The 13,453-nt window shown below is 71.0% G+C and carries 14 protein-coding genes; 4 read left to right on the top strand and 10 right to left on the bottom strand.

All coding sequences use genetic code 11. The features are described from left to right. Positions 1-209: 209 nt before the first annotated feature. The 5 genes from ACRX5S_RS29825 to ACRX5S_RS29805 all read right to left on the bottom strand — a co-directional run bounded on the left by ACRX5S_RS29825 (position 210) and on the right by ACRX5S_RS29805 (position 5,213). The gene (locus tag ACRX5S_RS29825) at positions 210-557 is read right to left on the bottom strand and encodes a hypothetical protein (RefSeq protein WP_436776256.1); all 348 of its coding nucleotides are present in this window, start codon (positions 555-557) and stop codon (positions 210-212) included. A gap of 89 nt (positions 558-646) precedes the next feature. Next, complete coding sequence (locus ACRX5S_RS29820; RefSeq protein WP_436776255.1) at positions 647-1,942, bottom strand: amidohydrolase family protein; 1,296 nt, start codon at positions 1,940-1,942, stop codon at positions 647-649. A gap of 59 nt (positions 1,943-2,001) precedes the next feature. After that, positions 2,002-2,913 carry an alpha/beta fold hydrolase gene (locus ACRX5S_RS29815; protein ID WP_436776254.1) on the bottom strand — a complete coding sequence of 304 codons (912 nt, stop codon included), beginning with the start codon at positions 2,911-2,913 and terminating at the stop codon, positions 2,002-2,004. A 284-nt stretch (positions 2,914-3,197) separates the two neighbouring features. Continuing rightward, positions 3,198-4,409: an acetyl-CoA C-acetyltransferase gene (locus ACRX5S_RS29810; protein WP_436776253.1), complete on the bottom strand. Its 1,212-nt coding sequence runs from the start codon at positions 4,407-4,409 to the stop codon at positions 3,198-3,200. 39 nt (positions 4,410-4,448) lie between these two features. Next, positions 4,449-5,213, bottom strand: a complete 765-nt coding sequence (locus tag ACRX5S_RS29805; protein ID WP_436776252.1) for a FadR/GntR family transcriptional regulator — start codon at positions 5,211-5,213, stop codon at positions 4,449-4,451. A gap of 199 nt (positions 5,214-5,412) precedes the next feature. Here ACRX5S_RS29805 and ACRX5S_RS29800 point away from each other — a divergent pair, with 199 nt between their 5' ends. Further along, entirely contained in the window at positions 5,413-6,216 is an 804-nt protein-coding gene (locus ACRX5S_RS29800; RefSeq protein WP_436776251.1) for an SDR family NAD(P)-dependent oxidoreductase, read from the top strand. A gap of 106 nt (positions 6,217-6,322) precedes the next feature. Beyond that, on the top strand, positions 6,323-7,300 hold the full coding sequence (locus ACRX5S_RS29795) for a sigma-70 family RNA polymerase sigma factor (RefSeq protein ID WP_436776250.1): 978 nt from the start codon (positions 6,323-6,325) through the stop codon (positions 7,298-7,300). Here ACRX5S_RS29795 and ACRX5S_RS29790 read toward each other — a convergent pair. Next, positions 7,211-7,714, bottom strand: a complete 504-nt coding sequence (locus ACRX5S_RS29790) for an STAS domain-containing protein (protein ID WP_436776249.1) — start codon at positions 7,712-7,714, stop codon at positions 7,211-7,213. The genes ACRX5S_RS29795 and ACRX5S_RS29790 overlap by 90 nt on opposite strands. A 377-nt stretch (positions 7,715-8,091) precedes the next feature. Here ACRX5S_RS29790 and ACRX5S_RS29785 point away from each other — a divergent pair, with 377 nt between their 5' ends. Both ACRX5S_RS29785 and ACRX5S_RS29780 read left to right on the top strand, forming a co-directional pair. Further along, positions 8,092-8,550: a MaoC family dehydratase gene (locus tag ACRX5S_RS29785; protein WP_436776248.1), complete on the top strand. Its 459-nt coding sequence runs from the start codon at positions 8,092-8,094 to the stop codon at positions 8,548-8,550. Between the two features lie 279 nt (positions 8,551-8,829). After that, positions 8,830-9,093, top strand: coding sequence for a hypothetical protein (locus ACRX5S_RS29780; protein WP_436776247.1), 264 nt, complete (start codon positions 8,830-8,832; stop codon positions 9,091-9,093). Here ACRX5S_RS29780 and ACRX5S_RS29775 read toward each other — a convergent pair. The 4 genes from ACRX5S_RS29775 to ACRX5S_RS29760 all read right to left on the bottom strand — a co-directional run bounded on the left by ACRX5S_RS29775 (position 9,090) and on the right by ACRX5S_RS29760 (position 13,425). Then, complete coding sequence (locus ACRX5S_RS29775) at positions 9,090-10,271, bottom strand: phosphotransferase (RefSeq protein ID WP_436776246.1); 1,182 nt, start codon at positions 10,269-10,271, stop codon at positions 9,090-9,092. The two genes, ACRX5S_RS29780 and ACRX5S_RS29775, sit on opposite strands and share 4 nt — an antisense overlap. 287 nt (positions 10,272-10,558) lie before the next feature. After that, positions 10,559-11,404 carry a DUF3105 domain-containing protein gene (locus ACRX5S_RS29770; protein WP_436776245.1) on the bottom strand — a complete coding sequence of 282 codons (846 nt, stop codon included), beginning with the start codon at positions 11,402-11,404 and terminating at the stop codon, positions 10,559-10,561. Between the two features lie 78 nt (positions 11,405-11,482). Then, entirely contained in the window at positions 11,483-12,706 is a 1,224-nt protein-coding gene (locus ACRX5S_RS29765; RefSeq protein WP_436776244.1) for an NADH:flavin oxidoreductase, read from the bottom strand. Then, on the bottom strand, positions 12,703-13,425 hold the full coding sequence (locus ACRX5S_RS29760) for a TetR/AcrR family transcriptional regulator (RefSeq protein WP_436776243.1): 723 nt from the start codon (positions 13,423-13,425) through the stop codon (positions 12,703-12,705). Before ACRX5S_RS29760 ends, ACRX5S_RS29765 begins: the two co-directional genes overlap by 4 nt. Between the last annotated feature and the right edge of the window lie 28 nt (positions 13,426-13,453).

Here is a 13,453-nt window from a genome sequence, read left to right as displayed (position 1 = left end):
CCCCGCCCTTCGCGTACGCACCCCCCGGCGGCGCGTACGGTCCGGTGGCACGCTCCGATGTCCGGCGCCAGTGAACGGTGCTGGTGCTGGTGCTGCTGGTGCTGGTGCTGGTGCTGGTGCTGGTGCTGGTGAACAGTGTCCGGTGCCGGTGAACAGAGTCCGGCGCTGGTGGACCGGTCTGGTCGCCTGCTCCAGGCACGTGGTTCCGATCAGTCGCTGGCCGGAAGCGCCTTCGCCTCCTTCAGCACCAGCGGCTCGCTGCCGTCGGCAAGTGTGCCCGCCCCCGCCTTGGTCACCAGGACCTCGAACGTCTCGTCCGCCGCGAGGGTGTAGCGCTTGCCGAGCAGCGCGCCGTCGGCCAACTCCTTTTCCGGAGCCAGCCCTTCGGGGACCTCGGCGTCGATGGCCAGCATCGGGCGTCCGCCGCACGTGAGGTCGACGCCGCCCGCCGGCGGGCGTACCACGATGACCTCGGTCGTGCAGACCTGGCTGCGCAGCCGTGCGCCGGTGCGGATGGCGGGAGTCGCGGGGGTCGCCGCGTTGTCGGTGTTGCTCACGTGCCGCTCCTTGTCGAACCGTCGAACTGTCTTACCTGCTGTACCTGTTGCGTCCCTCGGTCGGTCAGGCGTCCGAGCCGGGGGCGGGTCTACGAGGCCGTCGGCGGTGCCGGCCGGGCGGTGGTGAGTCGGCTCCAGCTCGCCAGGTCCCGATCGTCCGCGCGGCGCCCCACGTGCGTGACGGTGTCCACGTCCTGCGCCTCGGCCCGCAGCGCGGCGACCGTGCAGCGTTCGCGCGGCCGGGTGGCGAACGGGTCGAACTGGTAGTGCCGCATCGCGTTGCCGTGCGTGATGCGGTCGACGAGTTCGTCCGGAAGGTCCGCGAACAGCGTCTCCAGCTCCTCGGGAGCGTGCGGCCAACTGCTGTCGGAATGCGGGTAGTCCGACTCCCAGCACACGTTGTCGGTGTTGAAATGGTGCAGCAGGTCCACGCCGACCGCGTCGCTGATGAAGCAGCACAGCATGTGCTTGCGGAAGACGTCGGCGGGACCGGAAAGCCCATCCGGGAAGGTCGCCTTCGTCCAGCCGGAGTGCCGCCGCTGCACGTGCTCGGCACGCCACAGGAAGTACGGGATCCACCCGATGTCGCCCTCGGTGAGCGAGAAACGCAGGTCCGGGAAGCGCTCCCACAGGTCCGCCCAGATCAGCTCGACGAGCGAGAACGTCGACATCGTGGACGACAGCGTCATGTTCACGCTCGCGGGCGCGTCCGACGACGAGGGCGCCCGGCGCGAGGACGAACCCACGTGCAGGCACAGCACGGTGCCCTCGTCGCACGCCGCCGCGAAGAGCGGGTCCCAGTAGCGGGTGTGGATGCTGGGCAGTTGCAGCGCCTCGGGGTTCTCCGAGAACGTCACCGCGTGCACGCCCTTGGCCGCGAGCCTGCGCAGCTCCGCGACGGCGTGCTCCACGTCGTACAGCGGCAGGATGCCGCACGGGATGAAGCGGTCCGGGTACGCCCCGCACCACTCGTCCGCGTGCCAGTCGTTGTACGCGCGGATCATCACCTCGTTGACCGTGCGGTCCGGCCCCTGCCACAGCACCTGCCCCGAAAAGCCGGTGAAGTTGGGGAAGTTCAGCCCCGCGAGCTGCCCGCCCGCGCTCATGTCGCGCACACGCTCGTGGACGTCGTAGCAGCCGGGGCGCATCTCGTCGTAGCGGCTGGCGTCGATGTTGAACATTTCCGGCGGTTTGCCCGCGACGGCGTTGAGTCCGAGGTCGCGGCCTCGCGCGTTGCCGTACATCCACTGCTGGACGCCGTCCTCGCGCACGACGACGCGCGGCGCCCGGTCTCGGTAGCGGTCGGGGACGTGGGCGTCGAACATCGTGGCCGGCTCACAGATGTGGTCGTCCACGCTGACGAGGATCAGGTCGTCCTTGCGCACGACTGCCTCCAGGGGCCTTAGATCTCTATCTTTATAAGAATAGAAGAGCGCGGCCGATGCTAGCCCAGGGCGGCCACGGAGTCGAGGAGTCCGGCCAGCGCACCGGTGAACACGTCGTTGTCGTCGCCGACGACCATGTGCCCGGCGTCCGCGACGTCGGCGAACGTGGAGCCCGGTATCAGCGCGAGCATTTCGCGTACCGCCTCGACGCTCACCACGTCGGACTGGCGGCCGCGGACGATGAGCGTGGGCACGGCGACCTTCCGGGCGGCGTCCGCGAGGCGTTCGGGCGTGACCTCGGGGCCACGCCCGCCCTCGGTGCCGAAGCTGCCCATGAAGGCCGGGTCCCAGTGCCAGTACCAGCGGCCGTCGGGGTGCCTGCGTACGTTGCGGGCCAGCTTGGCGGGGTCGGTGGGCCGGGGCCGGTCCGGCTGGTAGCCGTGCAGGGCGTCGGCGACGTCGTCCAGCGAGGCGAACCCGGCCCGGTGCGCGAGCATGAACTCGCGGATGCGGTCCACGCCCTGACGCTCCGTCCGGTGCGTGATGTCGACCAGCACCAGGCCGCGCGCGTTGCCCGGTGCCTCGCCCTCGGCGATCAGCGACACCCAGCCGCCGAGCGACGCGCCGACCAGGACCGGCGGGCGGCCCTGCTCGGCGGTGACCGCGGCGGCCACCGCACGGGCGTCGGCGACGAAGGCGTCGATCGTGTAGTCGCCGTCCGCGGCCCAGTCGCTGTCGCCGTGGCCGCGCTGGTCCAGGGCCAGTGCGGTCCATCCGTGCGCGGCGAGCGCGGCCGCGGAACGGGTCCACGAGCCACGGGCCTGGCCGCCGCCGTGCAGGAGCAGGACGGTCCCGGCCGGGGCGCCGGCCGGGTCCCAGCGGTCGGCGACCACGTCGAGGGGGCCGCCCTGCCGGTTGCGGCTCCCGTACTCGCGGGCCGAGAACCGTACCTGACGAGGCGTCGGGTCCATGGATGTCTCCTTGCGGGTGCCGGTCGTGCGGAGCATATGTACGGTGCACATGCCGAGTCGTGCGGGCGCATCCTCGCGCGTGCGGCGCGAATGATCCAGATGCGGGAGAGCTCGGCGCGAAAGATCAGGACGTGGCGGATCCGGGCGCGCGCTGTCGGGGCGCACAGGATCCGAGCGCGCGGCCGCGCAGGATCCGATCGCGCTACCCGGGCGCGCAGGATCCGGTCGCGCTGTCGGGGCGCGAGAGCGCGGAGCGCCTCAACGCGAAGGATCCAGCCGGGCCGCTACAACAGCTCGAACACCGCCGTCAGCCCCTGCCCGCCCCCGATGCACATCGTCTCCAACCCGTACCGGGCGTCACGCCGTCGCATCTCGTGCAGCAGTGTGGCCAGGATCCGGCCTCCGGTGGCGCCGACCGGGTGGCCGAGCGAGATGCCGGACCCGTTGACGTTCAGCCGCTCGAAGTCGGCGGCCCCGAAGCCCCATTCGCGCGTGCACGCGAGGACCTGCGGGGCGAACGCCTCGTTCAGCTCGATCAGATCGATGTCCGCGAGCGTCAGGCCGGCGCGCTCCAGCGCCTTCGCGGTCGCGGGCACCGGACCGATGCCCATCGTCGCGGGCGGTACGCCGGCCACCGCCCACGCGACGAGGCGGGCGTACGGGCGTATTCCGAGCCGCTCGGCCTCGTCGCGGTGGGTCACCAGGCACAGCGAGGCGCCGTCGTTCTGCCCACTGGCGTTGCCCGCGGTGACCGTCGCCTCCGGGTCCTGACGCCCCATCACCGGCCTAAGGCGGGCCAGGGTTTCGGGGGTCGTGTCGGCGCGCGGGTGCTCGTCGGCGTCGACCACGACGTCGCCCTTGCGGCCGCCGGGCACCGTGACCGGCACGATCTCGTGCGCGAACGCCCCGGACTTCTGCGCGGCGACGGCACGCATGTGCGAGTTGTACGCGAGTTCGTCCTGCTCCGCGCGGCCGATTCCGTACTCGCGTCGCAGATTCTCCGCGGTCTCCAGCATTCCGCCCGGCACCGGGAAGTTGCGGCCCCCGGCGGTGACGCGGCCCCGGGCCAACCCGTCGTGCAGCGCGATGCCGTCGCCGCGCGCGCCCCAGCGCATCTGCGTGGAGTAGAACGCGGTCTGGCTCATGCTCTCCACGCCGCCCGCGAGCACGCGGTCGCTCGCCCCGGCGGCCACCTGCATGGCGGCGTACAGCACCGCTTGCAGCCCCGAGCCGCAGCGCCGGTCTATCTGAAGGCCCGTCACCTCCACCGGCAGGCCCGCGTCGAGGGCCACGACCCGGCCGATCGCGGGCGCTTCGCCGTTGGGGTAGCACTGGCCCAGCAGGACGTCGTCGACCTGCTCGGGCGGCAGACCTGTGCGGCGCACCAGTTCGCGTGCCACGGTGGCGCCCAGCTCGGCGGCGGAGACGTCGCGGAACGCCCCTCCGTACCGTCCCACCGGTGTCCGCAGTGGCTCGCATATGACCGCCTCGCGCATATCCGCCTCCAGTTCGGGCGGCCCGACGAACGGCGCGCGTCAGCGCACGAGTCGGGACCGCACTCTGCGGGCCGCGTCCTCGCGTCCCGTGTAGCGCTGCGTCGCGTCCAGGTGCCGTCCGGCGATCCTGGACGCGCGGGCAGCGTCGCCCGCCTCGATGGCGTCGACAAGCTTCTCGTGGTCTCGCAGGCCCGCGTCGAACGCCTCGGCCGCGGGCTGCGACCCGGCCGCCGACGCCTCGCGCACCCACTCCTCCTCGTGCCGCGACCACACCTGCTCCAGGCCGCCGACCACGAGCGACAGCGTGGCGTTGCCGCAACCGGCCACCAGCACCTCGTGGAACCGCCGCGCGGCCTCGTTGAACGCGGGTGCGTCCCCGGTCATCTCCCGCTGCTCGGCGAGCACTTCGCGCAGCGCCGGGACGACCGAGTCGGCGCGGTCCGGACGTTGCGCGCACAGCGCGGCGCAGATCGGCTCCAGTTCGATGACCGCCGAGCCGAGGTCCGCGAGCGGCGCCTGCTCCGCCTCCAGGACGAGGGCGAGGGTGTACGCGACGCGGGCCGAGGTCGGCAGGTGCACCGTCCCGCCGCCGACGTTGCCCCGGCGCACCGTCACCAGGCCCTCGGTCTCCAGGATCCGCAGCGCCTCGCGAACCGATGGGCCGCTCACGTTGAAGCGCGCCATCAGGTCCTCCTGCCGGGGCAGGCTCTCGCCCTGGCGCAGGCGTCCGGCGAGGATCTCCTCGCGCAGATCGTCGGAGACCATCTCGGCCAGCCTGGGCTGGCGCATCTGCCGCTGACGCATGTGGGTCCCGGTTCCCGTCTGACGGGCTCTCGCGAGCGGTTCTATCTTGCTAAAGATAGTAAGGTATGGCGCCCCGCGGCCATGCGTCCCGCGCAAACAGCGCCCCAAGGTACTTGCGGATCTTGACGCAGCGTCATAGGAACTTAACTAAGTCAAATACTTGCTGCGTCAGACACTTGCTGCACCGGGAGGCGGGTCAATGGGACGGCTGCGGGAGAGGGTCGCGGTCATCACCGGTTCGGGGGCCGGGATCGGGCGCGGCATCGCGCGCAAAATGGCCGCGGAGGGCGCGCGGATCCTCGTGAACGACATACGGCCCGAGGCCGCCGAGACCGCGGCCGAGGAGATCAGGAAGGACTTCGGCGCCGACGTCCTCGTCGTACCGGCCGACGTCACGGACAAGGCGCAGGCCACCGGCCTGGTCACCGCGGCGGTCGACCGGTGGGGGCGCATCGACGTCCTGGTCAACAACGCCTGGGGCGGCGGCCGCATCAACCGCCTGGAGAACAAGACCGACGAACTGCTGGACCACGGACTGCACATGGGCCTGTGGTCCGGTTGGTGGACGATGCGCGAGGCGTTCCCCCACATGCGCGACGCGGGTGGCGGCAGCATCGTCAACATCTGCTCCCTCAACGGCGTGAACGCCCACCAGTTCACCGCCGAGTACAACATCGCCAAAGAGGCCCTGCGTGCGCTGACCCGCACCGCGGCCCGCGAGTGGGCGCCCCACCAGATCCGCGCCAACGTCATCTGTCCCGGCGCCAAGACGGAGGCCTTCGCCGCCTACGCCAAGATCAACCCCACCGGCGCCGCCGAGGCCGAGTCCCGCAACCCCATGGGCCGCATGGGCGACCCCGAGGACGACATCGGCGGTGTGGCCCTCTTCCTCGCCTCCGACGACTCCCGGTACGTCACCGGCAACACCCTGTTCGTCGGCGGCGGCAGCCACATCAACGGGGTTGTGTGGGCGCCGGTGCCGGAGGAGGAGCGCACCGCGTAGCGGAACGGGTTGAAACGGTGGCGCTGCGTCGCCGCGGGAGCGGTCCCTGGTTGCCATTCGCACATCCGGGGGCCGTTTGTCGGTGCGTCGTCCTAAGCTCCAAGGTGTGATCGACGCCGACGGAACCGCGACACTGGAACTCGCACTCGAAAAGCACCGGGTGGAGCTGACCGGTTACTGCTACCGCATGCTCGGTTCGCCGTTTGAGGCCGAGGATGCGGTCCAGGACACGATGGTGCGTGCGTGGCGCGCGTACGACCGGTTCGAGGGCCGTTCGGCCCTCCGGTCGTGGCTGTACCGCATCGCGACCAACGTGTGCCTCGACATGCTCAACGGCAAGGAGCGCAAGGCGCGCCCGACCGACTTCACGACGGTCGGCTCCGCCCAGAACCCCACGCTGACGACGCATCCGGAGAACACCTGGCTCGCCCCGACACCCGACCACAAGGTGCTGGTCGGCGGTGACCCGGCCGATGTGGTGGTGTCGCGAGACTCGGTGCGCCTGGCGTTCGTCGCCGCGCTCCACCACCTGCCGGCCCGGCAGCGGGCCGTCCTGATCCTGCGCGAGGTGCTGGCGTGGCAGGCGACCGAGGTCGCCGAGCTGCTCGACACCTCGGTCGCCTCCGTGAACAGCGCCCTCCAGCGCGCACGGGCGACCCTCGCCTCGGTCGACGTCGCGTCGACCGACCTGGAGGAGCCCGACGACGAGGCGCAGCGCGAGCTGCTGGCCAAGTACGTCAAGGCGTTCGAGAGCTACGACCTCGACGCGCTCGCCTCCCTCCTGCACGAGGACGTCACGCTGTCGATGCCGCCGTTCGAGCTGTGGCTGCGCGGCGCCGACGAGGTCCGGGCGTGGATGCTCGGCGTCGGCAACGGCTGCCGCGGTTCGCGCATGATCCCGGTGGTCGCCGCCAACGGCACCCCCGCGTTCGGCCAGTACCGTCCGGCCGGGCCCGGACTGCACGAGCCGTGGGCGCTCCAGGTCATCGAGATCTCAGACGGACGGATCGTCGGGCTCAACTCGTTCCTCGACACCGACCACCTGTTCCCGCTGTTCGGGCTGCCGGACCGGTTGGAGTCGTAGGGCGGCCCGGTCGGGGCAGGCCGGCGTCGGAGCCTTTGACGTGGTTTCGGGGGCCGCCCTGATCGCCGCGCCGTGCGACGTCCGCGGCGGTCCCGCGGGTCGCGGCGGCGGCGCGGTGCCGGCGACCGGGACCGCGCCGCGCAGGCCGACCAGGCCGAGCAGGTCGGTCAGCGCGGGCGGGGCGTCCCGGATCTGGTACGCCCGACCCCGTCGCCGCGCCGCCAGGCGCAGCCGGGCCAGCGCGTCGACCAGCGCGAGATCGGCCCGGCAGTCCGCCCCGACGTCGCACACCAGGCGGGCGCCCGGCACCTGGACCAGCATTTCGTCCACACGCGCGCACAGCCCCGGGACATCGGCGCGTACCAGCGCGCCGATCTCCACGACGACCGCCCCCGCGACGACACGCACTTTCACCGTCGTACCCCTTCCGCCGACTTCCCGCCGAGACCGCGGCCGACCGCGGACCGGCGCACGGGTGGCACACCTGTGCGCGGCCCGGGCGGGACGCGGCAAGTCACGGGCCGCGGTGAATCCCGGCCCACCTATGCAGACCGGGCGTGCCACCGAAACTCATCGGTCGCCGACGACCGAAAGTGATCGGACGCGTGCGGCGGCGGAGTGCGGGCGTTCCGGGGCTGCTCCTCCGAGGGTGTGGAGGTACGGGCGCCGGGCGGTTGCGGCGCCGGGCGGGTGGCGCGGATTCCCGTATGACAAGCGCCACCTGGCGGACCGTCAGATGCGCGGTGCTTGCTATACAAGGGGTGCCGGAGACCGTTCACCAGGGAGAATTCATGGCCGTCACGACGTTCACCGATCTTCAGCAGATCAAGGACGCGCTGGGCAAGCACCTCGGCTACAGCGACTGGCTGGAGGTGACCCAGGACCGCATCAACCTGTTCGCGGACGCGACCGGGGACCACCAGTGGATCCACGTGGACGTCGAGAAGGCCACGGAGGGCCCCTTCGGCGCGCCGATCGCGCACGGGTACCTGACGCTGTCGCTGTCCAACCTCTTCCTGCCGCAGATCGTCGAGGTGCAGAACATCTCGATGGGCGTGAACTACGGCGTCGACAAGATCCGCTTCCCCAACCCGGTGCGGGTGAACCAGCGGGTCCGGGGCGGGGCGGAGATCGCCGCGGTGAGCGACATCCCCGGCGGCATCCAGGTGACGATCAAGATCACCATCGAGATCGAGGGCGAGACCAAGCCGGCGTGCATCATCGAGTCGCTCACGCGGTACCTGGTCTGACAGTGAGGGCGTGACGTGGTGACGCTGCCGGTGGTTCCGACTCTTGGCCTGACCGAAGTTGCGATCGTTTGGTTCGGGATCTGTCGGCCCACCGCGGGCGTCGCCGCGCACGCGAGGACGAGCCTCTGCGACCTCGTTGGAGCCTGGTCGAGAAGCCCCGTCATTGTCTTGTCCACCCGCCGCGATTGCCGCGACCCGCCGGCACGGACACGGCCCACGGCACCCTCGCCGCCGTCGGCGTGGAGGGGAACCGGACTCTACGGCGCCGAGCTCGCCCGGGTGCTGACTGCCGCCGGAGCCACCGCCTTCGAGGTGGACCGCCCCGACCGCAAGAGCCAGCACACGAAGGGCAACACCGACCCCCGACGCCTGCGCCGCCACCGCCCGTCCAGCGCCACCGGCGCCCCGAAGAGCCGGGACGACGTGGTCGAGGCGGTCGGCGTGGCAACCTCGCTCGTGCGGCTTGACATGCATTGGCGCATCCGCACGCAGCGCAGACGACCTCGGAAGTGCCGTTGGCGGGCAGCTCACCCGACGAACTAGCGCGGGTACAGCGACTTCTCGATGGCCCGCTTCGCCGCGACGACGTACGCGGGTGTGGATGCCGATGCGGTCTCCCGTATCGCGGCCGACTCGTGTTCCTTGAGGGGCTGCACGTCCTTGACCGAGTGGAATCCACGTGACGCCGTGGCCGAGCGGTTGCGCGGAACCGCCTTCTCCAGGCGGCGTTCGACCTGCTCCTGGCTCAGGGGGCTACGGCCTAGGAAAGCCTGGACCGGGCCAAGGAGGTTGGTGACGAAGGTGGCATTCGACTGGATCACCTGGTCCACCGAGGATCGGTCGCGTTGCGCGGCTGTCCGTATCTGCTGGTCCGCGGCGGGAACGGCGACCGATGCCTGCGCCGCTCCGAACGCCGCCATCGCGGCGGGCAGGTCCCTCTCGGCGCCGGCGGTCCTCGCCGGACCGGCCTCGACCTGCCAGCGTTCGGTGAACCTGGCCATCTCCTCGGGTGAGCCGCCGAGTTTCACCCCCGCCGTGGCGACATCCAGCACAGGGTCGCCTTCGGACAATCCCTGGAGGTCCAGGAGTCTGATGCGTTCGAAGTTCCTTCGAACGTCGTACTGCACAAGCACATTGGCGTAGTGGATGTCGTTATGGAGTACACCGCGAGGGCGCTCGACGAACTGCACGGCGGTGTCGCGCAGTTCGCTGAAGACGCGTTCGGTGAGACCGAACTCGGCAAGACGCGGTCCCCCGGCCGGATAGCGGACGGCTCGGACCTCGGCGGCCCGGTCGAGCATCGACGCGACAGAATCGACGCGGTTGTGTCTTCGGGCCTCCTCGGGGACCTCGATGGTCAGCAACTGAGCGAGAGCCGCGGGAAGTTCCTCCAGAAGGTGGGAGCGGACCACATGATCGACGTTGGTTCCGCGGAAGGAGTCGGCGGCGTGCACGCCCCCGACGTATCCGGTGACGATCAGTCGCTCGTCCTGGGCGTACAAGAGCGGGGCCGTCAGGCCAGGACGTTGTGCGTTGACCACCCGAAGCGCGTCCGGCGTCGTCAAGATCTCCTGCGGGGCGAGGACCGGCCCCGAGGAGCGATAGTGCTCGCCGGGGATCTGCACGACAACCGGTCCGACCGAGGTCATGGCCACGAAGGCCATGCTGCGACCGGCCTGGTGCAAGTGCAGGCCGTCCAGCGGCAGACCACGTCGGGCCACACGTTCGACGGCCTGGGCCGCGCCCTCGGAGTGTCCCGCCCAGGGCCCCACAACGCGCTCGAAGAACACGGCCGCGTCGACGCCGCGTTGCAGTCCTGGCGCCCAAGAGCTCTGCGCTATAGCGATTTGTCGGTGTATCGATGCCACATCGAACGGCGACAGTTCACCGGACGTGTCACCACCCGACCGAGTACCGCCCAGCACAATGCGCCTCCTGCTTCTCCGCAAGTACGTTCGTAGGCCGGAGTCCGAAAGGCATGGATGCCATCCGCCGCGTACCCGGCCAGTCAGTTGATCGGTTTTCCGAGGCCGCCCGTGCAGGCGGCGCCCGGTTCGGGGGTTTGGGGGCCTACGCGGTACATGTCGACGAATTGGGCGAGGCGGGGGTCGGAGGGTGAATCCAGGCGCAGTTGCACGCCCCACGCGCTGGCGACGACCGGGGCCGGGAGGCCGGCGTACGGCGTCAGCAGGACGAACGTGCCGCCGAGCGCCGATTCCAGCGTCGCCACCTGGTCCTTCGGCAGGTCCGGCCGGTAGGTCACCCACACGGCGCCGTGCTCCATCGCGTGCACGGCCGTGGACGCGTCCTGCTCGGTGCGGTAGATGCCGCAGTTGAGCCAGCGCGGGTTGTGGGTGCCGCCGACCGGCGGCGTGACGTCGTACACGATGTGCCCGGACTCGTGGGTGCGTTCGACCTGGTAGCCGACCACGCCTTCGATCGGCGACGAGATGGACGGGTCGGGTACGGCGTCGTCGGTTATGGTCCCGCCGGAGGCGCCGTCCTCGGACCCGGAGTCCGCATCGGAGTCGGAGTCCGGGTCCAAGTCCGGGCCGCGGTCGGTGTCTTCGCCGGAGCTGCCGCCGTCGGGGCTGCCGGAGCCCTTGGGTTGCGAGCCGCCCGGGTTGCCGCCGCCGTCCGCGGCGCCGTTGTCGCCGTCATTGCCTCCGCCCTTCGCTCCGTCCTCGCCGGAGGCGGAAGTCGCGGCCGCGTCATCCGCGTTGTCGCGCAGGAATTCGTCGGCGCTGCTGCCTCCGCAGCCGGTGAGGCCGAACACGCCGAACAGTGCGGCGGCCGCGACGGCCTCGGCCACTCGTACCCGTCGGCGTGAACTCCCCCGTGGCGTCCTCGACATGGCGCAGTCCCTCCCGGTGAGGCCGCCCCCCGGCGGCGTTCGGGACCGTCGGTCCCGAAGAGGCGAGACTAACGCGCTTCAGGTGCGCGGCGGTTCCGGGTCGATCACGACGCAGCGCGTACCGCTGTAGATGGTCGGCATGCACTTGTTGCAGTGGATGCAAAGGGACTTGACGGCCCGCCGGGACTCGTCGGCGGCGATCCGGTTGATCAGGTCGGGCTCGCGCAGGATGGCGCGGCCCATGGCCACGAACTCGAAGCCCTCGGCCATCGCGAGGTCCATCGTCTCGCGGTTGGTGATGCCGCCCAGGAGGATCAGCGGCAGCTTCATCTCGGCACGGAACTGCCGGGCGTACTCGAGCAGGAAGGCCTCCTGGTACGGGTACGCGATCAGGAACTTCTTGCCCATCAGCTTGATGCCGAGCTGCGTCGGCTGCGGGAAGGTCGCCGCGAACTCGGGGATCGGCGCGTCGCCGCGGAACAGGTACATCGGGTTCAACAGCGAGCTTCCGGCGGTGAGTTCGAGGGCGTCGAGGCCGCCGTCCTCCTCCAGCCACTTGGCGGTCTGGAGGCTCTCGGTGAGCCAGATGCCGCCCGGCACGCCGTCCGCCATGTTGAGCTTCGCGGTCACCGCGATGCGGTCGCCGACCGCGTCGCGCACCGCGCGCACCACGCCGCGGGCGACCTTGGCGCGGTTCTCCAGCGAGCCGCCGTACTCGTCCTTGCGGCGGTTCAGCTTGGGGCTGAGGAACGCGCTCGCGAAGTAGTTGTGCCCCAGGTGGATTTCGACGGCGTCGAACCCGGCTTCGATCGCGGTGCGGGCGGCGTTGGCGTGCGCCTCGGTGACGCGGCGGATGTCTTCTTCCGTCGCGGCCTTGCTGGACTTCATGCTGATGGGACTGAACAGCTTCCCGGGCGCGAGCGCCGGCAGCCGGTTCGACTTGGCGTTGGCGACCGGGCCGGCATGGCCGATCTGCGCCGACACCGCGGCGCCCTGCGCGTGCACGGCGTCCGTCAGTCGGCGCAGCCCGGGCACGGCCTCGGGGCGCATCCATATCTGGTGCCGGTCGGTGCGGCCCTCCGGCGCGACGGCGCAGTACGCGACGGTGGTCATGCCGATGCCGCCCGCCGCGGGCTTGACGTGGTAGTCGATCAGCGCGTCGGTGACGAGTGCGTCGGGGGTGACGCCCTCGAACGTGGCGGCCTTGATGATGCGGTTGCGCAGGGTCAGCGGGCCGAGCTTGGCGGGCGCGAAGACGTCCGGCACGGCGGGGGTGTCGATGGGCGTGGTCACGGCGTTCACCCTTCGGGGGCGGGGTCGGGTTCGATGGACGGGTCTTGGGCGGCGCCGGTGTCGGCACCGTCGGCGGCGGCCGGGTCGGGCGCGTCGAGTCCCGCGGCGATGAAGGCGACGACCTGGCGCGCGTCCGGCGGTGGGACGGCGCCGAGGCGGTCGGCGGGTGCGAGGGGTTCGCCGTACGTCTGGAGCAGCAGCGCGAACGCCAGCCGCCAGCGGTCGCGCACGGCCGCCGCATCGAGGTCCGGACGCATCAGATGCAGCAGCTCGCGCCACGGTCGATGGCCGAACCACTGCTCGTTCCAAGGGAGTTTGTCGTTGGCGAGCACCACACGCGCAAGCAGGTGCAGCAGCATGGGCCCGTCGGGCGTCCGCACAAGCCGGTCGAACGGCCGGACGATGATCTCCGCGAGCTCCACGGCCTCCGGCACCCACCCGGCGGCCCGGCGCGCGGTGAGCGCGTCCAGCCCGTCCGCCCACAACGGTCCCAACCGCTGCTGGAGCAGCGCGACCACCAGGGCCTCCTTGGACCCGAAGTGGTAGTGCACCGCCGCGGGATTCATCCCCGCCGCGGCATTGACCGCCCGCACGGAGACCTTCTCGTACCCCTGCGCCATGAACAACCGCTCCGCCTCGGCCAACAGACGTGCCCGAGTGGCGGCCGTGGCGCCGTTCGCAACGCGTTCACGACCACCAGCGCCGGAGATCCTGCCGGAGGTGCCCATGGCCCGCCATGACAGCACGCTTCGGCCA

The sequence above is a fragment of the Yinghuangia sp. YIM S09857 genome, from assembly GCF_051388915.1.
GTDB lineage: Bacteria > Actinomycetota > Actinomycetes > Streptomycetales > Streptomycetaceae > Yinghuangia.
Note: the sequence above shows the minus strand (reverse complement) of the source record. Positions and strands in the feature narration are given on the sequence as shown.

Bases quoted from the DNA above. Each gene is read 5' to 3' on its own strand.
- ACRX5S_RS29805 (WP_436776252.1), bottom strand. From the start codon at position 5,213: ATGCGTCAGCGGCAGATGCGCCAGCCCAGGCTGGCCGAGATGGTCTCC.
- ACRX5S_RS29760 (WP_436776243.1), bottom strand. From the start codon at position 13,425: ATGGGCACCTCCGGCAGGATCTCCGGCGCTGGTGGTCGTGAACGCGTT.
- ACRX5S_RS29810 (WP_436776253.1), bottom strand. From the start codon at position 4,409: ATGCGCGAGGCGGTCATATGCGAGCCACTGCGGACACCGGTGGGACGG.
- ACRX5S_RS29770 (WP_436776245.1), bottom strand. From the start codon at position 11,404: ATGTCGAGGACGCCACGGGGGAGTTCACGCCGACGGGTACGAGTGGCC.
- ACRX5S_RS29785 (WP_436776248.1), top strand. From the start codon at position 8,092: ATGGCCGTCACGACGTTCACCGATCTTCAGCAGATCAAGGACGCGCTG.
- ACRX5S_RS29815 (WP_436776254.1), bottom strand. From the start codon at position 2,913: ATGGACCCGACGCCTCGTCAGGTACGGTTCTCGGCCCGCGAGTACGGG.
- ACRX5S_RS29800 (WP_436776251.1), top strand. From the start codon at position 5,413: ATGGGACGGCTGCGGGAGAGGGTCGCGGTCATCACCGGTTCGGGGGCC.